Genomic DNA, 23,917 nt, shown 5'->3' on the forward strand with positions numbered 1-23,917 from the left:
CTGAAGCGGAAGGGGCCGGCGGCCCCAGCTTCCTTCCTTTAAAAATATTCAGAAGCCAAAGAGCGCCCCGGAAGGCACAGGCCTGATTTCGCCGGGCGCTTTTTGGATTTGTAAGGGATCGATTTATATGGGTCTGCATTTCAGGAAAGCTGCCATCATCGGCGTCGGGCTCATCGGCGGCTCCCTTGCCATGGTCTTGAGGCAAAAGGGCATAGCCTCCGAGATAGTCGGCATAGGGAGAGGCCTCAAGAACCTCGAGACGGCCAGGAGGCTCGGGGTAGTGGACTCGTTTACTACGGACCTCGCTCAGGGCGTGAAGGGTGCGGGCCTCGTGGTCGTCGCGGTCCCGGTATTGAAAATAGCCGAGACGGTCAGGAACGCGGCTCCGGGGCTCGAGCCCGGCTGCATAGTCACCGACGCGGGGAGCGTTAAAGGGGCCGTTATCAGGGAGGTCGCGCCCCTCATACCAGAGGGCGTGCATTTCGTCCCCGGCCATCCCATAGCCGGGACCGAGCACTCGGGCGTTGAGGCCGCCTTCCCGGATCTCTATATCGATAGGAAGTGCATACTTACACCGACGCCCGAGACCGACAGGGACGCCCTCGAAAAAGTAAGGGCCATATGGGAGGCGGCAGGTTCGACGGTCGTCGTCATGGACGCGCTCGTCCATGATATGATATTCGCCGCCGTAAGCCATCTCCCGCACATGATAGCCTACACGCTCGTGAACGCGGTCGCTGACATGGACGACGCATCCTGCGCGGGCGTAATAGGCTACTCGGCAGGCGGCTTCAAAGACTTCACGAGAATAGCTTCGAGCTCTCCGGAGATGTGGAGCGACATCTGCGCCATGAACCGGGCGGAGATACTGAAGGCCATAGACGGCTTCACCGGCAGGCTCGCGAAGCTCCGCGCCCTGATCGAGAAGTGCGATCAGGAGGGCTTAAGGGCCGAGTTCGAGAGGGCCAAGGGAATAAGGGACTCCCTTGTGAAAGGTGCCTTGAAAGGAGAAAAGGAGTGATACAGGCAAAGGACATATTCTCCGGGACCGAACGCGCGCTCCCGGGTAGCGGCCTCAGGGGCGAGATAACCGTTCCCGGCGACAAGTCAATATCCCACCGGGCCGTCATACTCGGGTCCATAGCCGAAGGTCCGACCGATATAGAAGGCTTCCTGGAAGGCGAGGACAACCTCTCGACCATCGAAGCTTTCCGGCTCATGGGCGTCAGGATAGAGAGGGACGGCGGAAGGGTAAGCGTGGAAGGCAAGGGGCTCGACGGCCTCTCGGAGCCCGGTGACGTCATAAACGCCGGGAACTCAGGGACCACCACGAGGCTCCTCCTGGGGCTTCTTGCGGGAAGTCCCTTCTTTTCGGCAATAACCGGGGACGCTTCACTTCGTAAGCGCCCGATGAAAAGGGTCGTAGACCCGCTCAGGAAGATGGGCGCGGTGATTACAGGAAGAAAGGACGGCGGCCTTCTTCCAATCGCCATCTCCGGGAAGAGGCTTAAGGGCATCGAATACAGGACGCCTGTCGCCAGCGCGCAGCTTAAGTCAGCGCTCCTCCTGGCGGGACTTTCAGCGGACGGCGAGACCGTCATCGAAGAGCCGGAGAAGAGCCGCGACCATACCGAAAGGATGCTCAAGATCTTCGGCGCGGATATAAAAAGCTCCGGCAATTCGGTCTCCCTCAAGTCGACAAACCGCCTCAAGGGGTGTAAAATAATTGTACCCGGGGACATCTCGTCAGCCGCTTTCTTTTTGACAGGAGCAACTCTGGCGCCCGAGTCGGAACTCCTTATCCGTCAAGTCGGCATAAACCCCACCAGGGTCGGCATTATAGATATCCTCCGAAAGATGGGCGGCTCGATAGAGGTGGACGCCGGAAGCGCAGCTTCGGGCGAGCCGGTGGGGAATATCCTTATCAGGGGCTCGCGCCTCCGTGGAGTCGAGATAACGGGCCCCGAGCTCCTCCCCGCGATAGACGAGTTCCCGATACTGTGCGTTGCCGCCGCTTTCGCCGAGGGCACGACAAGGATAAGCGGCGCGGCAGAGCTCAGGGTCAAGGAGAGCGACAGGATCGCGGCCATGTCCGAGTGCCTCTCGGCCATAGGGGTCCGTAATACTGAAACGGAAGACGGCATGATAATCGAGGGCACCGGCGGAAAGAAGGCGAGAGGCGGCGTAATAAAGAGCAGGGGAGACCACAGGATCGCGATGGCAATGGCGATAGCAGCCCTCATGACCGAAGAGGGCGTGAATATAGAAGGGGCCGGGAGTGTTGACGTCTCCTTCCCTGGCTTTTTCGATCTCCTCGGAATGACGAGGGTCGGATGAAGAGGGGGCCGGTAATAGCCATAGACGGGCCGGGCGGGGTCGGGAAGACGACGGTCTCGAAGAGGGTCGCCGAGAAGCTCGGTTTTACTTACGTTAATACGGGCGCGATGTACAGGGCGCTCGCGCTCGCGGCAAAGGAGTCGTGGGTCGACCTTTCGAGCGACGCGGTCTTGAAGGAATTCTGCACGGGCATTGACTTCAGGTATGATATCGGGAGCGGCAGGGTGGTAGTCGACGGAGTCGATTATACCGAGAGGCTCTGGTCCCAGGAAGCGGGGGAGCTGGCCTCAAAGGTCTCCGTGAAAAAATCGGTACGCGATTTTCTGGTCTCTTACCAGAGGGGCATTGGCGAGGCTGGCCGGGTCGTCATGGAAGGAAGGGACATCGGCACCGTCGTATTCCCGGACGCGGACGTTAAGATATTCCTCGACGCCTCACCTGGGATACGGGCCGAGAGGCGCCGCCTTGAGCTTGCCGAAAAAGGCGCTCAAGTGACAGGGGAAGTCGGTAGGGAGCTGGAAGAGAGGGACAGGCGCGATACAGAGCGGGCTGTCTCTCCCCTCAAGATGGCTGAGGACGCAGTGAGGGTCGATACGGGCGCGATGGGCATTGAAGAGGTTGTTAAGCATGTACTTGGCGCCATAAATGAAAGGTTGAAGGTTGGAGATACTCGTAGCTAAGTCTTCGGGCTTCTGCTTCGGCGTAAAGAGGGCCATAAACATGGCCGGCAAATGCGCCTCTGAAGAGGAAAAAGATGGCGGTATCCACACGCTTGGCCCGATAATCCACAACCCCCAGGTAGTGAAGATGCTCGAGGAATCGAGGGTCTATGCGAAAAACGACCTTTCCGAGATAGACTCGGGGACAGTCATCATAAGGTCCCACGGCGTGACCTTCGAGGAGTACAAGGAGGCGAGGGAAAAGGGGCTCAATATCGTAGACGCCACTTGCCCGTTCGTCAAGACCGCGCAGGAGCTCGTCTCCCGCCTCACCGGGGAGGGCTATCAGGTCATAGTGGCCGGGGAAAAGGACCACCCCGAGGTCAAGGGGCTCATGAGCTACGGCGATAACAAGGTGCGGGTCGTAAGCGGCATCGCCGAGCTGGTGGACATGCCGAGGGTTTCCAAGCTCGGCATAGTCGCGCAAACGACGCTCCGGATGGAAAAACTCGAGGAGATTGTCAGTTTTTGTTTACACAAGGCTTCGGAACTAAAGGTATTCAATACCATATGTAATGCCACGTCGACCAGGCAGACCGAAAGCGCCGCGCTCGCGAAGGAGGTCGATATCATGGTGATAGTCGGCGGGAAGAACAGCGCGAACACGAGAAGGCTTGCCGAGGTCTGCAGGGCCATTCAGCCCGAGACCTATCATATCGAGACGGCTTCCGAATTGAGCCCCGAATGGTTCGCCGGGAAAAGGCGCGCCGGGGTGACTTCCGGGGCCTCCACGCCCGAGTGGCTGATAGAGGAGGTCGTTAAGCGGCTGAGAGAGATTTCTTCGAAATGATTTGCACTTTGAAACGCTGTATGATATGGTTTTTATTCAAAGAATAAGAACGGGGGAGGATCGGCATCTAAATGATAGGGAGAGAGGAAAAGTCCCGCGCGGGTGATACTTCCAGGTCGGATTTCGAGGAGCTTTTCGAAAGCCGGCTCAAGGAACTTCAGGAAGGGGACATCACCAAGGGCAGGGTCGTCCAGATAACCCAGGACTCGGTCATGATAGACATCGGGTACAAGTCCGAGGGTCAGGTGCCTCTGCGCGAGTTCCTGGACAAGGACGGGCAGCCCACCATCAAGGTCGGTGACGAGGTCGCCGTGCTTATCGAAAGGCGCGAGGACGAAAACGGCATCGTCCGCCTCTCCAAGGCAAAGGCCGACCATTTCAAGGTCTGGGACAGGATCGTCGAGGCCTGTGAAAAGGGCGAGCCCATGGAGGGCACCATCTCCCAGAGGATAAAAGGCGGCTTTTACGCGGAAATAGAAGGGGTTACGGCGTTTCTGCCCGGCTCCCAGGTCGACCTTAAGCCCGTACGGAACCCTGATAAGCTCATAGGCCAGAAGTTCAAGTTCAGGATACTCAAATATAACAGGCGCAAAAACAACGTCATCGTCTCAAGGAGAGTGCTCCTCGAAGAGGAGAGGGAGTCCCTCCGGAAGACAACCCTCGAAACCCTTGCCGAGGGAGCGATCATTGAGGGAACAGTAAAGAACATAACCGACTACGGCGCCTTCATTGACCTGGGCGGCATTGACGGGCTCGTCCATCTTACGGACCTCTCCTGGGGCAAGGTCACCCACCCTTCGCAGCTCCTGAAGATAGGCGACACCGTGAAGGTGATGGTCCTTAAGTTCAACAGGGAGGAGAACAAGATCTCCCTCGGAATGAAGCAGACGGTCGAGGACCCCTGGATAAAAGCCGGGGAGAGGTTCTCCCAGGGCACCAGGACCACCGGGACGGTCGTTAACATCACGGATTACGGCGCCTTCGTCGAGCTCGAGCCGGGGCTCGAAGGCCTGGTGCACATTTCCGAAATGTCATGGACCAAGCTCAAGCACCCATCCCAGAAGGTCAAGGTAGGGGACAGGATAGATGTCGAGGTCCTTGACCTTGATCCCGCAAGCAAGCGGATATCCCTCGGCATGAAACAGACCGAGTCCAACCCGTGGATAGAGGCAGAGGCGCGCTATCCCAAGGGCTCCAGGGTCTCGGGGGTGGTTAAAAATATAACCGACTTCGGCGTCTTCATCGGCATAGAGGAAGGCATCGACGGCCTCGTCCATATATCCGACCTCTCATGGAAGAAAGTGAAGCATCCCTCCGAGCTCTTCAAGAAGGGGCAGGAGGTCGAGGCAGTGGTCCTCAACATAGACGCCGCTAACAGGAGGTTCTCCCTCTCGACAAAGCTCCTTGAGAAGAACCCCTGGCAGGGCGTTGAGGAGCGCTACAAGCCCGGCATGATAGTCGACGGCAGGGTGACGAGTGTGGCCGATTTCGGCGCGTTCGTCGAGCTCGAGGCAGGGCTTGAGGGCCTGGTGCACGTATCGGAATTGAGCCGCGGCAAAAAGCGCGGGGCCGACATAAAGGAAGGCGACATCGTCGAGGTCGAGGTGCTTAACGTAGACCCCGAGGACAACAAGATCGGCCTCTCCGTAAGGGAGATTAAGGAGCAGGCCGAGCCGGCAGGTGAAGGTAATCCCTGATGCCCGGGCGGAGAGGGGAGTTCTTGAGGAACCTGCTTGCGGCCTTCGGGGCCGTTTTCGTAGCCATAATCCTCATCTCCATAGTCGTGGGCGTCATCGCAGGTCCGGGCATAGGCGCTGACAAGGTCGCGGTAGTCGAGCTCGAGGGCATAATAGCCGAACCGACCGATTTCACCCGTGAGCTCCGCGAACTCGGGGAAAGGGAAGACGTAAAGGCCGTGGTGCTGCGAATAGATTCACCAGGCGGCGCTGTGGGGCCCTCGCAGGAGATACACAGGGAAATAGAGAGGCTCAGGGAAACGAAGACGGTAGTCGCATCGATGGGGACGATCGCCGCCTCGGGCGGGTACTACGCGGCGGTCGCGGCCGAGAAGATTGTGGCCAACCCGGGGACCATAACGGGCTCGATAGGCGTCATAATAGAATTTTTCAACGTGCAGGAGCTCCTTGGGAAGCTCGGTCTCAAGGGGTATGTCGTCAAAAGCGGCAGGTTCAAGGACGTAGGCTCCCCGCTCCGCGAGATGGACGAGGAGGAAAGAGAACTCCTCCAGGCGGTCATTGACGACGTAAACAGCCAGTTCGTAGAGGCCGTCGCCGAGGGCAGGGGGCTCGCCCCCGAGGCGGTCAAGAGGCTCGCCGATGGCAGGATATTCACGGGCGCGCAGGCCAAGGCAGAAGGGCTCGTGGACGAGCTCGGGAGCCTTCACGACGCGATAGAGCTCGGCGCCCGCCTTGCGGGCATAGAGGGCGAGCCCGAGGTAATATATCCGAGGAAGAAGAGCGTGGGCTTCTGGAAGGCATTGATGGGAGACGCTTCGGTGGACACGCTCACCGAGCTTCTCTCGGGCCTTAGGTTGATGTATCTGATGCCAAATCCAGCCAGGTGAAAAGGAGGCATAAAGCAACATGACCAAGAGTGAGCTGATCGAGGCCGTAGCCGCAAAGATCACCAACTTCTCGAGGAGGGACGTCGAGATAATAGTAGACACCCTTTTCGAGTCAATGGCCCAGAGCCTTTCCAAGGGCGACAAGGTGGAGATTCGCGGGTTCGGCAGCTTCAAGATCAAGGAGCGCGACGGCAGGCAGGGCCGGAACCCCAAGTCAGGCGAAAATATATTCATAGACGCCAAGAAGGTGCCCTTCTTCAAGGCCGGCAAGGAGATAAGGGAAAGGATTAACGACGGAAACTGATGAAACGCCTGTGGGCTCCCTGGCGCCTCGAGTACATAAAGTCCGCTAAGGAAAAGGGCTGCGTATTCTGCAAGGCCGGGACCGGCAGGCCAGGAGAGGGGCTTCTGCTTTACAGGGGCAGGCATTCCCTGGTCGTACTGAACAAATACCCTTATAATAACGGCCACCTCATGGTAGCGCCCCTCCGCCACGCCGCTGATATCGAGTCGCTTACGGGAGAAGAGTCCGCTGACATATTCCGCCTCCTGGCCCATTCCACAAGGATACTCACGGAATCCATGGCCCCCGGCGGCTTCAACATAGGCATGAACATAGGGAAGGCGGCAGGGGCCGGTATAGACGACCACCTGCACGTTCACGTAGTGCCCAGGTGGCCGGGAGACGCTAATTTCATGCCGGTCCTCGCCGACGTAAAGGTCATGCCCGAACACCTCACGGACACCCTCGCAAGGCTCCTCCCGCACTACGAATCCATAGACTGAAAAAGCCCGACTTTGCTACGGAAAAGGCAGGCAAAAAAGGCTTGACAAAAACCCCTTCTTGTCCTACACTTCTCAAGCCTTGGAAATAGACCTTAGGGTCAAAATCCCGTAACTGACGGAATCAAGGTGGGCACCACCGGGGAGCGGGGTTTACGAATATGAATGCCGACCGTCTGGGCAATGGACTCGGGTCTGAAGACCCGCATCTATTGCCTTGGCGGTTTTTTTATGCCGCGTTCGGGCCAGGAACCAAACTCTTTGACAACACGGCAGGCAGCAGGACCGCAGAAAAAAACTTCAATTTCAGGCCTATATACAGTACTATCTTAAAACCTTTTTCAGAAGGAACAGGAGGGATACCATGTCCAAGATCATCTATACCGCGATCGATGAGGCGCCAGCGCTGGCAACATATTCCCTGCTCCCCATCATCCAGGCCTTTACCGGGGCGGCGGGGATTAAAGTCGAGACAAGGGACATATCCCTCTCGGGAAGGATTATCGCCAACTTCCCCGAAAACCTGACCGAGGGCCAGAGGATCCAGGACGAGCTCTCCGCGCTCGGAGAACTCGCGAAAAAGCCCGAGGCCAACATCATAAAGCTTCCGAATATCAGCGCGTCCATCCCGCAGCTCAAGGCAGCCATAAAGGAACTCCAGGAGAAGGGCTACAAGCTCCCGGACTACCCCGAAGACCCCAAGACCGACGCCGAGAAGGAGATAAAGGCCAGGTACGGCAAGGTGCTCGGAAGCGCCGTGAACCCGGTGCTACGTGAGGGTAACTCCGACAGGAGGGCCGCGGCTTCAGTCAAGAACTACGCCAGGAAAAACCCCCATAAGATGGGCGCGTGGACAGCCGACTCCAGGTCCCACGTGTCGCACATGGAGGGCGGCGACTTCTACGGGAGCGAGAAATCCGTAACTGTCGACAAGGCCGGGAACGTAAGGATTGAGTTCGTAGGGCAGGACGGGAAGACCACGGCCCTCAAGGAGAAGACCGCGCTCAAAACCGGAGAGGTGCTCGATACGGCGGTAATGAGCCGCGCTTCACTCCGTAAGTTCTTCCAGGAACAGATAGAGGACGCGAAGAAGCAGGGCGTGCTCTTTTCGCTCCACTTGAAGGGCACGATGATGAAGGTCTCCGACCCCATCATGTTCGGCCATGCGGTCTCGGTCTTCTATAAGGACGTATTCGAGAAGCACGCCGCGACCGTAAAGGAGCTCGGGGTCGACGTCAATAACGGCCTTGGCGACCTTTACGCCAAGATACAGAAGCTCCCCGAGGCCAAGAGGGCCGAGATCGAGGCGGACATCAAGGCGGTGTACGAAAAGCGCCCAGCCATCGCCATGGTGAACTCCGACAAGGGTATCACCAACCTGCATGTCCCTAGCGACGTCATCATCGACGCGTCCATGCCCGCGATGATAAGGGAATCAGGCAAGATGTGGGGACCCGACGGCAAGCTCCATGACGCAAAGGCCGTTATACCTGACAGGTGCTACGCCGACGTTTACCAGGCTGTCATAGAAGACTGCAAGAAAAACGGCGCATACGACCCGAGGACAATGGGGAGCGTGCCTAACGTCGGCCTCATGGCCCAGAAGGCCGAGGAGTACGGCTCGCACGACAAGACCTTCAAAGCCCCGGGTAACGGCGTGATCCGCATAGTGGACGAGTCCGGTAACGTCCTTATCGAGCAGAAGGTCGAGGAAGGCGACATATTCCGCGCCTGCCAGACCAAGGACGCCCCCATACAGGACTGGGTGAAGCTTGCCGTTACGAGGGCGAGGGCCACCGGCGCGCCTGCCGTCTTCTGGCTCGATAAGGGGAGGGCCCACGACCTGGAGCTCATAAAGAAAGTCGAGAAGTACCTCAAGGACCACGACACCAAGGGCCTGGACATCAGGATAATGCCGCCGGTCGAAGCGACACGCTTCTCGCTTGAGCGCATAAGGAAGGGACAGGACACCATTTCCGTCACCGGGAACGTTCTCCGCGACTATCTTACCGACCTCTTCCCCATACTCGAGCTCGGCACGTCCGCGAAGATGCTCTCCATAGTCCCGCTCATGGACGGCGGCGGCCTCTTCGAAACCGGCGCGGGCGGCTCGGCCCCCAAGCACGTGCAGCAGTTCCTCGAGGAAGGGTATTTGAGGTGGGACTCCCTCGGCGAGTTCCTTGCTCTCGGCGTCTCGCTTGAGCACCTTGCCAATACGCAGAAGAACGCCAAGGCCCAGGTCCTGGCCGACACGCTCGACCAGGCCATAGGGAAGATACTCGACAACAACAAGTCGCCCGCGAGGAAGGTCGGCGAGCTCGACAACCGCGGGAGCCACTTCTACCTCGCCATGTACTGGGCTGAGGCCCTGGCCGAGCAGACGAAGGATACGGAGCTTAAGGATCGTTTCGCCAAGCCCGCAAAGGAGCTTGCCGCTAACGAGGCGAAGATAGTGGCGGAGCTCAACGGCGCGCAGGGCAAGCCCCAGGACATCGGCGGCTACTACCGCCCGGATGCTGTGAAGACCGCGAAGGCGATGCGCCCGAGCGCGACCCTGAACGCGATAGTCGATTCGATATAAATACCTGATCGATCCAGATACCGGGCCGCCCCTGAAAACGTTTTACTTTTCGGGGGCGGCCATCAACCCTATCGGCAAAGAACGGAGGTAGTTATGCAGCTCACAGGCCTTTACTGGGGCCACAAGCTCCTTAAGAGGGTCGAGTACCCGCACGCCGAGGTCCTCGGGCCTGAAGCGAGCGTGGACGAGATAAAGGACCTCATCAGGAAGTGCGGCCAGGTCTTCATAAAGCCCATATTCAAGGGCGGCGTCGGCAAGAAGGGGAAGGCCGGCCTCATCGGCAGGGCCAAGGACATTTCGACCGCCCTCAAGGAAAAGGAGAGGCTCTATTTCATAGAACACACCTTCGGGACCAGCTCGGTCAAGGCCGACGGGGTCACCTTCGAGGGAGGGGTCCCCGCCGAGCACGAGGTCTATTTCTCGATAACCGACTCGACGCTCTACCGCGCCCCGATGATGACCATAACGCACCACGGCGGCATGGATATAGAAGAGCTCCCGAAGGACAAGATACGGGAGATACCCTTCGACCCGCTTACTGGCCTTAAGAGCTTCCACATATCGAACGCCCTTACCGAGCTCGGGGCGCCGGGCGAGATAATAAGCCCGCTCGTTCAGAACCTCCCGAAGCTCTGGACGCTTTACAATAACTACGGCCTGAGCACGCTGGAGCTCAATCCCATAAGGATGATGCCCGACAGCAAGGGGCGGCTAACGCCGGTCGCCTGCGACTTCAAATGCTCCTTCGACATCGACAACCCGTCCTGGAAGAGGCTCGACCTGCCGGCCCACCTCTTCGCCTCGGACTATTCCGAGTTCGAGCAGGAAATAAACCAGCTCCGGACCTACCAGGGGCAGAGCGACGTCTTCGTCATGAACCCCAAGGGCACGATAACCGCGCCTACCTTCGGCGGCGGCGCAAACGCGCTCGTGACGGAGCTCCTTGGCGAGAGGGCCACCATATCCTCGGACTTCGGCGGCAACCCGCCTTATGAAAAGATGTTCCAGATATCGAGGATAGTCTTTAAATACTGGCTCAAGCAGTCTAACGTCCTCTTCATTATCGGCGGCAAGGCCAACAACACCGACATATTCGAGACCTTCAGGGCCATGGCCGACGCTTTAAGGGACTACTTCAACACCAAGGGCGCAACACCCCTCTATGTCGTAATAGGCAGGGGAGGCCCGAACCTCATCCGCGGCATGGCATACATGAGGGACACCCTGGAGAACCTCAAGCTCCCCTACAAGATATTCGGCCACGACAGCGCCATGAGCGAGGTCGTGAACTACGCCCTCAACGTCGACAAGTGGATGGAGAAGGAGGGGAGGGCGCTCGTAGCCCAGGCACTCGGAATTGAAACGGCAAAGGCCGGAGCAATGAAGACGGCTGCAGCGGCGAGGTAACTGAAAACAAAAGGCTGCTTCTAAAAATCAGTTATTTTTTCTGAAGTCAAGGAAGGGCGGAAATAAAAAGCGTAGCATATATACGAATATGTGAGCATTTTATTTACGTACCTAAAGCAGAGACCAGGAAAAAGAGCGATTTTTAAAAAACAGGACAAGGTGAGCGATATGCACAAGCAAGGCGTAAAGGACTTCCCGTACTACGTGGGTATAAAATCGCTTGGCGAGATAGCCACGCGCGAGGACCGCGTTTGCGTGCTGAACATACTCGGAAACGAAAGCCGGACGGTAACGCCGGTGAGCCACATCTATTCCGGCGGGAACGTGGTCTTCGGGACCATGCCAGGGAGGTCGGGCCAGTCGCTCGAGACCAAGCTCGGCAACATCCCGGTATTCAACTCTGTAAAGGAAGGCCTCAAGGCCGGGCACAAGTTCAATACCGCGGTCATATACCTCCCGCCCTCGGGCGTGAAGGACGGGGTCGCTGAGGCCGTAAAGCACAACCCAGACCTCAAAAAGGTCGTGATACTCACGGAAAAGGTCTCGGTCGCGGACGCCCGGGTCATAAGGGCCATCTGCCAGGCCAACGGGGTGGACGTATTCGGCGGCAACTGCCTCGGCGTGGCCGACGCCTGGAACCAGGTGAGGATAGGCGGCGCGCTCGGCGGCAACAAGCCCGAGGAGTCTCTCGTAAAGGGCTCCATTGCCATTTTCTCCAACTCCGGAAACTTTACGACCACTATCGCGGTCTACCTCCTTACCAAGGGCTGGGGCACGACCACTTCCATATCGAGCGGCAAGGACGTTTACATCCATTACTCGCCGAGGGAGTTCTTCCACGCCCTTCATAACGACGACAGGTCCAAGGGCGCGGTAATCTACACGGAGCCGGGCGGGTACTACGAGCACGGGCTGGACATAAAGAAGCCCACGGTAGCGTGCGTGGTGGGCCGCTGGAAGGCGAGGCTCACCAAGGCCTGCGGACATGCCGGAAGCCTCGCAGGCTCGGGCGACGACGCGATGGCCAAGGAGAAGTGGTTCATGGAATACTTCGGGGTGGACGGAATATACACGCCACAGACTCCGCATTTCTCCAAGAAGGGAGCGGTCGTCACGAACATCGCCCACATACCCGAGGCGCTCTCGAAGGTAATGGAGATGAACGGCGTAAAGTCGGACTTCGAGCCAAAAGGCGACCTCTCCTTGAAATGCTGGTTCGGGAGCAACGCTTCCGTCCAGGTCCCGAAGGAGCTCGACATACAGGCCGTCAGGGCCGTTTCTCCGTATGATGAGCAGATAGAGCACATAAACAGGCAAATTGGGGCGCAGTTCCCGAGGCAGGCCATGAAGGACGCCTCCGGGGCTTCGATGATGGACCCAAACACCCAGGTGACCAAGGTCCATAACGTCTCCATTCTCGATTCCTCCAAGCGCTCGCTCGAGGAGAACCTGGTCTTCTCGCTCATAAAGAGATACCCGGACGCTTACGGGGTCGAGCTTGCCAACGCTGCCTTCAACGCGCATCTCAACCACGACGGAGACGGGGCGCTCCTGGCAGCCCAGGCGGCACGGGAGGCCGAGAGCTCTCCCAATAGCGTCCTTTCGGCTGCCATCTCCATCATCGGCAAGGGCAAGGTGAACGGGGCGCTACGCGCCTCCAACATACTCCTTCAGGCCTTCCAGGCATCGGGGCTCCAGTCGGGTTACGGGAAGTTCGATTCCTCCGCTATCCTCAAGGCGCTCTCGGCCGACGACAAGGCGGCGCTCACGGCCGGAAAGGAAGACAAGTCCGCAAAGGCCGTCCTAAAGAGGGTCGAGAACGCGGGCGGAAACTCCATTTTCGTCGATTTCGTAAAGGAAGCGACGAAAGGCAAGCCCTCGACCGACGCCCTCGTCGCAGCCATATGGATGACCCTCGGGTGGGAGCCCCTCATAAAGAGGAGCATCTCAAAAGTCACGCTCGCGGCCCTTCCCTGGTACTCGAGGATATTCTCCTCGTTCGTCGGGTGCAGCGTGGACGTATCGAAGCATAAGAAGGACAGCTTCTGCGGCGTCAAGAACGACGAGCTCGTCGAAAAGTGGTCCTTTACCGACGCGGCCTTCCTGGCCCTCATAGGCAGAAAGCCCACGGATACCGAGAGGTTCGAGTTCTCGATGCTCCTCGGCCTCATCATCTCGAACGGCCCAGGCACCATCTCGGCCCAGGGCGCGAAGGGCGCGGTGAGCGCGGACGGCCCCGAGGACCCGGCCAGGGTGCAGATAAACAAGGGTTTCGTGGGTTTCCTCACGCACACCGGTTTCGCGCACGGCGGGAACGGCTACGAGGCTATCGCGTTCCTCATCGAGAGGTTCTCAGGCAAGGGGCTTAAGGACCCGTCGAGCAAAAAGCACGGGCTTGACCTGAAGGCCATAGCCGACGAATACTCGAAGGGCTACGCCAAATACAAGGCTGATCAGAAGGCGCTCGGCAATATCGAGTACCTCAAGATCCCCTGCGTGAACCACCCGGTCTTCAAGGGCAAGGAAGTGAACTACGACCCGAGGGAGAGGTTCGTAGCCGCGCTCTTCGAGGAGAAGGGCGTATACAACGTCTTCCTCGACTTCTATCACAACCTAGTAAAGTCCCTCTTCGATTGGAAGGTGAGCAAGAACGTCTACTGCGTAAACATAGACGCGGTCATAGCCGTTATTCTCTTGAAGATAGTCTGGGAGGCCTACAGCTCCGGGAAGATGCCGGACAGGGAGGTAGAGAGCGCGGCCTTCACGACCTTCCTCTTCGGCAGGATGATAGGCTCTGCGGCCGAGATAGACGACCACCTGAACAGGGGCCGCAACATGGATACCAGGACAGCGGCTTCCAAGTGCTCCTTCGTAGGGTGATATTGAGTCATGCCTAATGAAAAAGGGCCCGGCAGTTCTGCCGGGCCCTTTTTTTATTTCGCCGCATATGCGCACCAAATGCTGTTGATATGGGCAGGGCTCGTGTTATATACTTCACCCTGAAAAGGCCCTGCTTCAAAAGGAGGTATTGAATTGAAGGACAGGAAGGTAATCATAATCGGAGCGGTTTCGGCGGTAATCGTGATCGCGCTTATCCTCATCTTCATGCCCTCGGGCCAAGAGAGCGATAGTGAGCACGAGGTCATCTCCAAAAGAGCCAAGCTCGTCGAGGAGACTGTCGATGAGACTCCGACAGCAGAAGTCCAGGATGCTCCGGTTGAGGTAGCGGCTGTGCCAGTTGAAACGGCCCCCGCAGCGCCTGTTGAACCGGCTGCCCCTCTCAAGGAAACCCAGGCCGTGACCCCTCCGGCAGTGAAGGCAGTGGCGCCTTCTATGCCCGCTGCTGAAAAGAAGGAACCGGTCCAGGCCAGGAAAGAGCCTGTTCCAGCGGCACCGGTCGAGAAGGCGATTGAAAAGGAGCGGAAACCGGCAAGGACCGCAAAGGCCACCCAGCCCAAAAAGCCTGAGACAAAGCCGTGGGCCATAAATGTAGCTTCTTTCGCAAGCCTCCCCGAGGCCCAGAACCTTGCGATCTCCTTGAGGAAAGCAGGCTATAAATCGTATGTAGCCGATTTCACGAGGGATTCGGTCCAATGGCACAGGGTGAGGGTGGGTTTCTTCAGCACGAGGGCAGAGGCTGAAAAGGCGGGCAGGGACATCCAGTCCAGGTTCCGCGTGGATACGCCCTGGATAGTCAAGCCGGAAAGCGCAGAACTGAAATCTCATTTTTAATCGAATAAAGCGCCTCTCAAACCCGATTCAATACCCCGCCGTAAGCGGGGTATTTTTTTTTTACCTCAGGTAAATCCCGACCGCAAGAAACGATGCTTTCCGGCTATCAGCGCAACAGGGCCTTGAAGTTGCGACTTGACTGCAGCCTCCCAAAAACTTAAAATGTTTCTGGGCTTTATCTCCATTTGCGAGGCTTTATACCTTATGGCTGAAGGGCTTCATGGCAGGGAAAAGCTCGTCTTTCTGGAGACCTTCGGGTGCCAGATGAACGAGAACGACTCAGAGCGCATGCTGGGCGTCTTGAAGGGCTTGAGCTACACCCGTACAAAAGACCCCTCGGAAGCGGACCTTATTCTTATAAATACCTGTTCCATAAGGGATAAAGCCGAACAGAAGGTCTACTCCATCCTGGGGAGGTTCAAATTACTTAAAAAGGAACGCCCGGGGCTTGTCATAGGGGTCGCCGGCTGCGTAGCCCAGCAGGAGGGGGAGAGGCTCCTTAAGAGGGCGCCCCACCTCGATATCGTATTCGGCCCGCATAACGTCCATAAATTGAAGGAACTGCTTCTTCAGGCCGACACGGGCAGGAAAGTGGTCGTTACCGAGCAGACCGGGGAAATAAGCCCGGAGGAGTATGGGATAGAACCGGTCGAGCTCGAAGAGAAGGCCTTCGTAAGCATCATGCGGGGGTGCAATAACTTCTGCTCCTACTGCATAGTCCCGTATACGAGGGGCAGGGAGGTAAGTAGAAATAGCGCCGACATATTAAGGGAGATAGATGGTCTTGTAAAAAAGGGCGTAAAGGAAGTGACGCTCCTTGGCCAAAACGTCAACTCCTACGGGACTGGCGGCGGAGGTGACGTATCCTTCCCGGAGCTCCTCCGGAAGGTCTGCCGGGTCGATGGGCTTTCAAGGGTGCGCTTCATAACTTCCCACCCGAAGGACATATCAGACGAGCTCATCCATCTATTCGGGGAGGAGCCCAAGCTCTGCCGGCATGTGCACCTTCCGGTGCAGTCCGGCTCGGATAGCGTACTCTCGGCCATGGGCCGCGGCTATTCGGTTGAAGAGTATCTCTCGAAGGTGGGGCTCTTAAAAAAGCTCTACCCGGATATGGCGATAACGACCGATATCATAGTCGGCTTTCCAGGAGAAACCGGGGCCGACTACGAGGCGACGATGGGCCTCCTCCGGACCGTGCGGTTCGACAACATATTCTCTTTCATGTACTCGCCAAGGCCCGGCACCAGGGCGGCCGGCCTGCCGGACCAGTTTCCGCTGGAAGTGAGGTCCGAGAGGCTTCAGCGCCTTCAGGAAGAACAAAAGGAAATAACGAACGAAAAGATGAAGGCCCTGGTCGGAAAGACCCTGGAGGTGCTCGTCGAAGGCGGCAGTAAAATCGACCCAACAGAGCTTTCAGGAAGGACCTCCTGCAACAGGATAGTGAACTTCCCGGGCTCGGCGGGACTTCAGGCCGGGCCCGGCTGCCTTATCGAAGTGACCATAACTGAAGCATACCAGAACTCGCTCCGGGGGGAGGTCCGGGCGGCTGGCCGCTGACATGTTCGCCGGAAAATCAAGAGAACAACCGGGCTGCAACAAGTTTCATTTTTTGGCGCAGCCTCCCAAGCAAGGAAGGAGAAATGCCATGTTCTTGAAGATGAAGGTCTTCGGGCTTACGATAGATCCCTTCACCAACGTGCCCATAGTGATACTCAAGGACGACGAGGAGAAGAACGCGCTCCCGGTCTGGATCGGCGTGCTCGAAGCGAGCGCAATAGCCTCCGAGCTCGAAAAGGTGCAGTTCACGAGGCCGATGACGCACGACCTCCTGAGAGACGTCCTTAAGCAGGTGGGCGCGATCGTCAACAAGGTCGAGGTGACTGACCTTAAGGACAACGTATATTACGCTACCATCCACATGACCGGCAGGGAAGGTGAGTTCACAATAGATTCAAGGCCAAGCGACGCTATAGCCCTGGCCCTCCGGACCAACGCCCCTATCTTCGTCGAGTCGGGCGTGCTCGACAAGTCGAAGAGCATGGAGCTCAAGGGCGAGGGCAAGGATACGATGAAGGACGCATCCGCGTCGCTCGAGGATATCCCGATGGGAGATTTCGGGAAATACAAGATGTAGCAATCCTTAATCCGGCCCCCTTGGAGTCTCTTTTGGATACGGAAATCGGAACAGCCCTTGCAAAGGGGTTGAACGTAGAGCGGTTCTATGACAGCTTCTTCCTCGGCGAATACGGCCGCCTTGAGACCGCGCGCGCGAAAAGATATAACGCCCAGTTCTCTCTCGTAGCCTTAGATCTCGGCGAAGGCGCTATTGAAGCCGGTCTCATCGAGGGGCTGGCTACCGGCGTGGTCGCGGCAACGAGGGACTGCGACGTTGCGGGTCTCTATGACGGGAGCCGGGTGATTGTGATCCTTCCGGAGACCGACTATTTCGGCGCGGCCGTGACTGCAAGGAAACTCGCGAAGGCTCTTGACGGCCTTGAGGATTGCCGGAACGCCGTAATAACTCACGCCACCTTCCCGAGGGACGGAAGGGCGTTCAGGGAGCTTGCGGGCGCGGCGATCAGGAGGGCCGAGGAGAAAAAGGCTTCCATCTGGGAGAAGGAGGGTCTCGGTAAAAAGCTCTTCTGGGAAATACTCGGAGAGCTTACCTCCAGGAACTACAAGGGATACGAGTATTCAAGCTTTGATGCGGGCGCGGGCCAGGACCTCTCGGAGTTCTTTCTCGACCAGGTGAACGAGCTCATAATCCGGGAGATAGCAGGGGAGCCCGCGAGGCGCGGCATAATGTACTACGCCGCGAAGAGCCTCTCCTCGTCGCTCCCCGTGGTCAAGAACCTCGGCTCCGCCGGGCAGGTCGCGACTAAAGTCTTCCTGGTCGGCGAGGGCGAGGGAAGTATCTGGGACGTAAGGAACGCGCTGCCGCTCCTCCTGGACGACCCGAGGCTCCGCGAGACCTTCTTCACTTTCTTCCTCAACGAGGAGACGGCTTACGCCATAATCTGCAAGGAGAACTGGGGGGCGACCTTCTCCTGTTTTCATACCTCCGACTTCGGGCTGGTAGAAGGGCTTATTACCAAGTTCCAGCAGGAATACTCTCTCCAGGAGCAGCTCGGGTAAGTGAAAAAGACTAAGGTCCTTATCGGCCTCATTGACGAAGAGCAGGCAAACGCGCTATCGGTATTTCTCTCCGGCATGGGCATGGAGACCATCATCGCGCCGGACGGAGCGCGAGTCCTCGAGCTCGCGATAGAGGAGGGGCCCTCGTTCATAGCGGTGGACACCGCGCTCCCGGTCATCAGCGGCGAGCGTCTCTTTCACACTCTGAGGAAAAACCCACACACCTCGCGCGTGCCGTTCCTATTCGTATCCGACGCGGCGGCCGAGATAAGGGGCTTCAGGGCCGGGGTTGACATATTCCTAAAGCGCCCGCTCAACTTCGAGGAGACGTACGCCAGGATGCGGCAGTCGCTCCTTGCCGCCGGGAGCGAGGCGTCAAAGGAGATAGAGGGCACCTTGAGCCATATGTCCCTTGCGGACCTCCTCCAGTTCCTTCACCTGAACAGAAAGGAAGGGGAGCTCAAGGTGACCTCCGACGGAAGGACCGGGAGCGTATTCATAAAGGAAGGGGACATACTGAACGCCGCGCTCGATAACGCCGAGCGCGAAAAGGCGCTCTTCAGGATGTTCCACTGGACAGAAGGCAGGTTCGAGTTCATCCCGAAGCCGGTGGCCGCGCCCAGAAAAATAAAATCCTCGACCGGGAACCTCCTGATGGAGGGGATGAGGCAGGTCGACGAGTACAGGAGCAAAAAGGACCAGCTCCCTTCTCCAGGTTCGGTGCTCAAGATCAACCCTGCCGCGGAGGCCGTGCCAAAGGGCCTTCAGCCGATAGTATATGACGTAGTCCAGCTTGTAAAGGCGAATGCCAGGGTCAGGGACGTCGTCGAGCGCTCGTCATTTCCGGACTACGAGGTATACCAGACGATTGCCGCCCTCGCGGCAAAGGGTATTTTGGCCGAGGTCAAAGGCAGCGGGGCTGAGGCGAGGAGGGAGTTCCTGAGCGCCGCCGAGGTATTGAGCATCCGCGAGAAGATATCGAGCGGTTCCGGAGGCTCGGGGCACGGAAAGATACTCCTCCTTTCCACGTCAGCGCCGGTCGTTGCCGAGTTCATAAGGGAGTGCCGGGACCTGCCAGGTTTCAGCCTGAACACAAAGTCGGCCTTCCCGGAACTTTCAATGGTTAACCCGCTCGGCGAGGTAGGCTCGTTCAGGCTTAACGGCGGCATCGACCTCTCGCTTTTTTCCGTTCCTACGGTCAAGAATACCGGCCCGCTCTGGCGGGCCTTCTCCGGGAACCTCGTCGGAGTCGTTATCCTGGTGGACGAAGAGGGGACGTCGGAGCTTAAGGAGCTTTCCGCGGCAAAGCGCGATATACTGCTTAAAAAGCAGACGCCGTCGGTACATGTCATAAAAGGCGTCCTTGACGAAGCCGCATGCAGGAAAGGGCTAGGGCTTACCGACGCGGAGCCCCTTTACAGGCTCGGCAAGGATGGGGAAGAGACGGTTGCCGCTGCCTTCCATTCGCTTTTCGAAAGCTTTTTAACGGAAGAGAAAGCGGTTTAAAAAACGGCCAAGGCGCAGTACGTATAACAAGGCAACCTCTAAAATCAGAGATTTTTCCCGCTTTTCCCGGAAGGCCGGGAATAACAAGCGGAGCATATATGAGAATATTTGAGCATTTTTATTCAGGGCATGACGCAGAGTCCGGGGAAAAGATCATTTTTTTAGACGTTGTCATAACGAGCAAGGAAAGGACTGCCCGATGATAGACTTCCACACGCACAGCATACTGAGCGACGGGGCCCTAATCCCCTCCGAGCTGGTCCGGAGGGCGAGGGTTGTCGGTTATACCGCCATGGCCATAACCGACCATGTGGACGACTCCAACATCGAGACGGTCGTAAAGCAGATCAAAAAGGCGGCACGCCAATTCAACGCAGGGAGCGGCTTCAGGCTCCTACCCGGAGTGGAGCTTACGCACATACCTCCGGCGCACATACCGGCCCTTGTAAAAAAGGCGAGGGCGCTTGGCGCGCTTATTATAGTCGGCCACGGCGAAACGCTTGCCGAGCCGGTCGAGCCAGGCACTAACATGGCCTACATAAAAGCCGGTGTGGACATACTGGCGCACCCCGGCCTCCTGACCGAGGAGGAGTGCAAGGCCGCCGTCAAGAAATCGGTTCACATAGAGGTCACTTGCAGGGCGGGGCACAGCATCTCGAACGGACACGTAGCGGCGCTCGCCAAAAAGACCGGGGCGCGGATGCTCATAAATACCGACGCCCACGCGCCGGGCGACCTCGTATCCGACGAGAGGGCCGGAAAGGTAGCGCTGGGCGCCGGGCTCGGCATTAAAGATTTCAGGAGAATACAGGACAATGCGCTGGAACTCGTCAAAAAGAAGCTGGGCTGAAGCCGGAGCCTTCGTCTTTGCCGCCATCATACTCGCCGGGTGCGCGGCGAAGCCGCTGGCTGATACCGCGCCCTGGAGCACCCATCTTTTCAGCGATTCGAGATCGAACCTTTCCCCGGCCGAGGTAAGCCTCCCGCTCGCGGTCTCCTGGGAAAAAGACGTATCGGATTTCAGGCTCCTCAGGCCGTTTCCGAAGGAGCAGCTCTCTTCTCCAGCGCTCCACGGCGGCATTCTTTACGTCGGCTCCACAAACGACAGGTTCTACGCGGTGGACCTCTCTACCGGGAGCGTCAAATGGAGGTATCATGCAAGGCAGCCGATCGAGGCCTCGCCGGCGATAACCGGCGAGATGGTCTGCTTCGGCTCGGCCGACGGCGTCATGCGCTGCCTCGACCACTCCGGCAAGGTCCTTTGGGAGTACCAGGCCCGCTCGGAGATTCTCTCATCTCCTGTCGTAAGCGGCGGAAGGCTCTTTTTCAATTCGCAGGACGACCGCGTGCACGCGCTCAATGCAATGACAGGCGTGCGCGAATGGACGTATAGCAGGGCCACCTACACGGTCGTGAGCCCGAGGATATACGGCTCTCCCGCGTACTCCGGCGACGGCTCTCTCTTCTTTCTTTTCTCGGACGGCAATATCGTTTCGCTGGACGCGGAGACGGGCAGCGAAACCTGGTCAAAAAAGGTGATCGGGAGCTTCGTCAAGGCCGGGAAATGGCGGAGATCGCCGCTTTATCAGGACGGTACGGTCTATGTGATTGACGGTAACGAGGCCGTACAGGCCCTGGATGCCGCTACCGGCGAAGTCAAAGGGGTATACGGCATCATCAAGACTCGCGATTTCATCATCCCCGACAGGCGGAGCATAGTCCTTGTCGGGGAGACCGACATTGTCGCCCTCGACAGGCTGTCCGGGGCGATATTGTGGAAAAAGAAGCTATCGACAGGCGCCACCTCGAGCGTCTTCGCGGCCGGAGAGGAGCTTTTCGTGCTTTCAAGCTTCAAGAAGGCCTTCCTGGGGCTCGGCTTCCTTTCCAGGGACAAGGGACACATAGAGGCGATAAGCCTCAGGGACGGCTCGACCTCCTGGACGACTACGCTCGGTTCGGATGTCACCGCAAACGCCTCTTCCGCCTACTCAAGGGTCGCCCTCCTTACTAACAAGGGAAAGCTTACCGTATTCGAACCTAAGTAGGATTGGAATGGATAACAGACTCAATGTAGCCTTCCTCTGGCACATGCACCAGCCTTTATACAAAGACCCCTTGAACGGCGAGTACACGCTCCCATGGGTCCTCTTCCACGCAACCAAGGACTATTACGACATGGCGGCGATACTGGAGGAGTTCCCGGACGTGCACCAGACCTTCAACCTGGTGCCATGCCTCATAGAGCAGATAAACGAGTACGCTTCCGGGAACGCCAGGGACAAATACAGGCAGATAAGCGAAAAAAAAGCCGAGGAGCTCGGGGCCGAAGAAAAGGTCTTCATGCTCCAGTTCTTCTTCCAGGCGAACTGGGAACACATGATAAGGCCGCTCCCGAGGTTCTGGGAGCTCCTCAGGAAAAGGGGCGTATCGAACGATAAGGACGAGGTCATTCATTCCCTCAGGTACTTTAACGACCAGGACTTCCTCGACCTCCAGGTACTTTATAACCTCGTCTGGATAGACCCCTCGATAAGGGAAAAGGACCCGTTCCTCAGCGCCCTTTACTCGAAGGGAGGGAGCTATACGGAAGGGGAAAAGTCGGCCCTGCTAAGGATGCAGACGGAGATCGCCGGCACCGTCATACCGAAGTACGCTGAGCTTATGGCGAAGGGCATAATCGAGGTCTCCACCTCCCCGTATTACCACCCCATACTGCCCTTACTTTGCGATAGCGACGCGGCAAGGGAAGCAATGCCCGGAGCGACCCTCCCCAGGGCCCGGTTCCAGCACCCCGAGGACGCGAGGGAGCAGGTGAGGAGGGGGCTTAAGCTTTTCAAGGACACCTTTGGCGCGATGCCCAGGGGCATGTGGCCGTCGGAGGGCTCGGTTAGCATGGACGTCCTGCCGATAGTCGCATCCGAAGGTGTAGAATGGCTCGCAACCGACGAGGAGATACTCTCCAATACGCTGAGGCGCCCCATAAGGCGCGACCACACGGGGAATTGCTACGACACGTTCCTCTACAGGCCCTACGAGATAGAGGCGGACGGCGGAAAAGTCGTACTCTTCTTCAGGGACCACGTCCTCTCGGACCTTATCGGCTTCGACTACTCAAAAATGGATGCTGAGCACGCGGCCTCTGACATGGTCTCGAGGCTTACGCGCATACACGGGATTCTGGAAAATCCCGGCGAGCACGTTGTCCCCATCATCCTCGACGGCGAGAACGCGTGGGAGCATTTCAGGAACGACGGCAGGGACTTCTTGAAGGCGCTCTATTCCAGGCTGTCAGGCCATCCCGCCTTGAGGTGCGTTACGATAAGCGAGTTCCTGGATATGAAGACCAGGCGTGAAAAGATTAACTGGCTCTTCCCCGGCTCGTGGATAAACCATAATTTCAAGATATGGATCGGCCATGTCGAGGACAACACCGCCTGGGACTACATATCCGAGGCGCGGGACGCGCTCGTCAAGTACGAGGAAACGCTACGCGGGACCCCTGAGGAAAAGCGCATGGAGGAGAGCGTGCGCGAGGCATGGGAAGAGGTCTATGCGGCAGAGGGGAGCGACTGGTTCTGGTGGTACGGGGAGGAGCATTCCTCGATGAGCGACGAGGATTTCGATTCACTTTTCAGGCGGCGCATAAAGAGGATTTATCAGCTTATAGGGAAGGAGCCGCCGGACTACCTGGAGATGCCCATCTCATCCGAGATAAAGGGCTACAGGCCGCCTTCCGAGCCGAGGGCCCTCATCTCTCCCAATGTGGACGGCATCATCTCCGACTACTTCGAGTGGCTCTCGTGCGGCAAGCTCGAACGCACCTACTTCGGGAGCGCGATGCATAAGGAGCTTCAGGGCGGGCTCATCGACTCGATATCCTACGGCTTCTCAAAGGAATCGCTCTTCTTCCGTTTCGACTATATCGAGGAGCTCGGCCGTTTTGAGGGCCCCTGGAGCTTCACTATAACCTTCATACAGCCCAGGCAGGTCAAGGCCGCCGCAATGATAAAGGGAAAAAACGCGGACGGGACGGTATCCGTAAGGTACGGTGACAAATGGGGAGACGAGACCCCTATCGGCATAGCCGCGGATTCGGTCGTTGAGGTGGAAATCCCGCTCTCGACCCTTCGCGCCGGAAAGGGCGAGGAGCTCAGGCTCTACATAAACATAAACGCGGAGGAGAGGGGCATAGAGCGCTGGCCCGTAAAGGGCTACCTTATTTTCACCGTGCCGCCTGAGGACTTCGAGCAGCAGGACTGGATAGTTTGAGAGGCTGCTGAAAAAGCCCGCTTCAAGGCGTCGTCTTCAAAATGGACACTCCGGCGTACAAGTAACGTACG

General features: G+C 57.9%; 19 protein-coding genes. All 19 read left to right on the plus strand.

Features of this window, described 5'->3' with window-relative positions; translation table 11 throughout:
- Positions 1 to 127 precede the first annotated feature (127 nt).
- The 19 genes from K8I01_01225 to K8I01_01315 all read left to right on the plus strand — a co-directional run bounded on the left by K8I01_01225 (position 128) and on the right by K8I01_01315 (position 23,846).
- Positions 128 to 1,021, plus strand: a complete 894-nt coding sequence (locus tag K8I01_01225) for a prephenate dehydrogenase/arogenate dehydrogenase family protein (GenBank protein MBZ0219044.1) — start codon at positions 128 to 130, stop codon at positions 1,019 to 1,021.
- A gap of 14 nt (positions 1,022 to 1,035) precedes the next feature.
- Entirely contained in the window at positions 1,036 to 2,337 is a 1,302-nt protein-coding gene (gene aroA, locus K8I01_01230) for a 3-phosphoshikimate 1-carboxyvinyltransferase (GenBank protein ID MBZ0219045.1), read from the plus strand.
- Positions 2,334 to 3,017 (plus strand): (d)CMP kinase, encoded by a 684-nt coding sequence (cmk, locus tag K8I01_01235; GenBank protein MBZ0219046.1) that lies wholly within the window; start codon positions 2,334 to 2,336, stop codon positions 3,015 to 3,017. The genes aroA and cmk overlap by 4 nt, the downstream gene beginning before the upstream one ends.
- Positions 2,998 to 3,846: a 4-hydroxy-3-methylbut-2-enyl diphosphate reductase gene (gene ispH / locus K8I01_01240; protein ID MBZ0219047.1), complete on the plus strand. Its 849-nt coding sequence runs from the start codon at positions 2,998 to 3,000 to the stop codon at positions 3,844 to 3,846. The genes cmk and ispH overlap by 20 nt, the downstream gene beginning before the upstream one ends.
- Positions 3,847 to 3,917: 71 nt before the next feature.
- Positions 3,918 to 5,543, plus strand: coding sequence for a 30S ribosomal protein S1 (locus tag K8I01_01245; GenBank protein MBZ0219048.1), 1,626 nt, complete (start codon positions 3,918 to 3,920; stop codon positions 5,541 to 5,543).
- Entirely contained in the window at positions 5,543 to 6,430 is an 888-nt protein-coding gene (gene sppA, locus K8I01_01250; protein MBZ0219049.1) for a signal peptide peptidase SppA, read from the plus strand. The genes K8I01_01245 and sppA overlap by 1 nt, the downstream gene beginning before the upstream one ends.
- Before the next feature lie 19 nt (positions 6,431 to 6,449).
- On the plus strand, positions 6,450 to 6,734 hold the full coding sequence (locus K8I01_01255; protein MBZ0219050.1) for an integration host factor subunit beta: 285 nt from the start codon (positions 6,450 to 6,452) through the stop codon (positions 6,732 to 6,734).
- A complete protein-coding gene (locus K8I01_01260) occupies positions 6,734 to 7,216 on the plus strand; it encodes an HIT domain-containing protein (GenBank protein ID MBZ0219051.1) in 483 nt (160 codons plus the stop codon). The genes K8I01_01255 and K8I01_01260 overlap by 1 nt, the downstream gene beginning before the upstream one ends.
- A gap of 361 nt (positions 7,217 to 7,577) precedes the next feature.
- Positions 7,578 to 9,794 (plus strand): NADP-dependent isocitrate dehydrogenase, encoded by a 2,217-nt coding sequence (locus K8I01_01265; GenBank protein MBZ0219052.1) that lies wholly within the window; start codon positions 7,578 to 7,580, stop codon positions 9,792 to 9,794.
- Positions 9,795 to 9,887: 93 nt separating this feature from the next.
- On the plus strand, positions 9,888 to 11,201 hold the full coding sequence (locus tag K8I01_01270) for a carboxylate--amine ligase (protein ID MBZ0219053.1): 1,314 nt from the start codon (positions 9,888 to 9,890) through the stop codon (positions 11,199 to 11,201).
- A gap of 168 nt (positions 11,202 to 11,369) precedes the next feature.
- Positions 11,370 to 14,081 carry a CoA-binding protein gene (locus K8I01_01275; GenBank protein MBZ0219054.1) on the plus strand — a complete coding sequence of 904 codons (2,712 nt, stop codon included), beginning with the start codon at positions 11,370 to 11,372 and terminating at the stop codon, positions 14,079 to 14,081.
- 153 nt (positions 14,082 to 14,234) lie between these two features.
- Positions 14,235 to 14,933, plus strand: coding sequence for an SPOR domain-containing protein (locus K8I01_01280; protein MBZ0219055.1), 699 nt, complete (start codon positions 14,235 to 14,237; stop codon positions 14,931 to 14,933).
- Positions 14,934 to 15,137: 204 nt separating this feature from the next.
- Positions 15,138 to 16,493, plus strand: a complete 1,356-nt coding sequence (gene miaB / locus K8I01_01285; protein MBZ0219056.1) for a tRNA (N6-isopentenyl adenosine(37)-C2)-methylthiotransferase MiaB — start codon at positions 15,138 to 15,140, stop codon at positions 16,491 to 16,493.
- 88 nt (positions 16,494 to 16,581) lie between these two features.
- Positions 16,582 to 17,070 carry a bifunctional nuclease family protein gene (locus tag K8I01_01290; protein ID MBZ0219057.1) on the plus strand — a complete coding sequence of 163 codons (489 nt, stop codon included), beginning with the start codon at positions 16,582 to 16,584 and terminating at the stop codon, positions 17,068 to 17,070.
- Between the two features lie 32 nt (positions 17,071 to 17,102).
- A complete protein-coding gene (locus K8I01_01295) occupies positions 17,103 to 18,071 on the plus strand; it encodes a hypothetical protein (GenBank protein MBZ0219058.1) in 969 nt (322 codons plus the stop codon).
- On the plus strand, positions 18,072 to 19,577 hold the full coding sequence (locus K8I01_01300) for a DUF4388 domain-containing protein (protein ID MBZ0219059.1): 1,506 nt from the start codon (positions 18,072 to 18,074) through the stop codon (positions 19,575 to 19,577).
- A 199-nt stretch (positions 19,578 to 19,776) separates the two neighbouring features.
- Positions 19,777 to 20,427, plus strand: a complete 651-nt coding sequence (locus K8I01_01305; GenBank protein MBZ0219060.1) for a histidinol phosphate phosphatase domain-containing protein — start codon at positions 19,777 to 19,779, stop codon at positions 20,425 to 20,427.
- Positions 20,393 to 21,622, plus strand: coding sequence for a PQQ-binding-like beta-propeller repeat protein (locus tag K8I01_01310; GenBank protein MBZ0219061.1), 1,230 nt, complete (start codon positions 20,393 to 20,395; stop codon positions 21,620 to 21,622). Before K8I01_01305 ends, K8I01_01310 begins: the two co-directional genes overlap by 35 nt.
- A gap of 7 nt (positions 21,623 to 21,629) precedes the next feature.
- A complete protein-coding gene (locus K8I01_01315) occupies positions 21,630 to 23,846 on the plus strand; it encodes a glycoside hydrolase (protein ID MBZ0219062.1) in 2,217 nt (738 codons plus the stop codon).
- Positions 23,847 to 23,917: the final 71 nt, after the last annotated feature.

Source organism: Deltaproteobacteria bacterium (assembly GCA_019912665.1).
Classification (GTDB): domain Bacteria; phylum Desulfobacterota; class GWC2-55-46; order GWC2-55-46; family GWC2-55-46; genus UBA5799.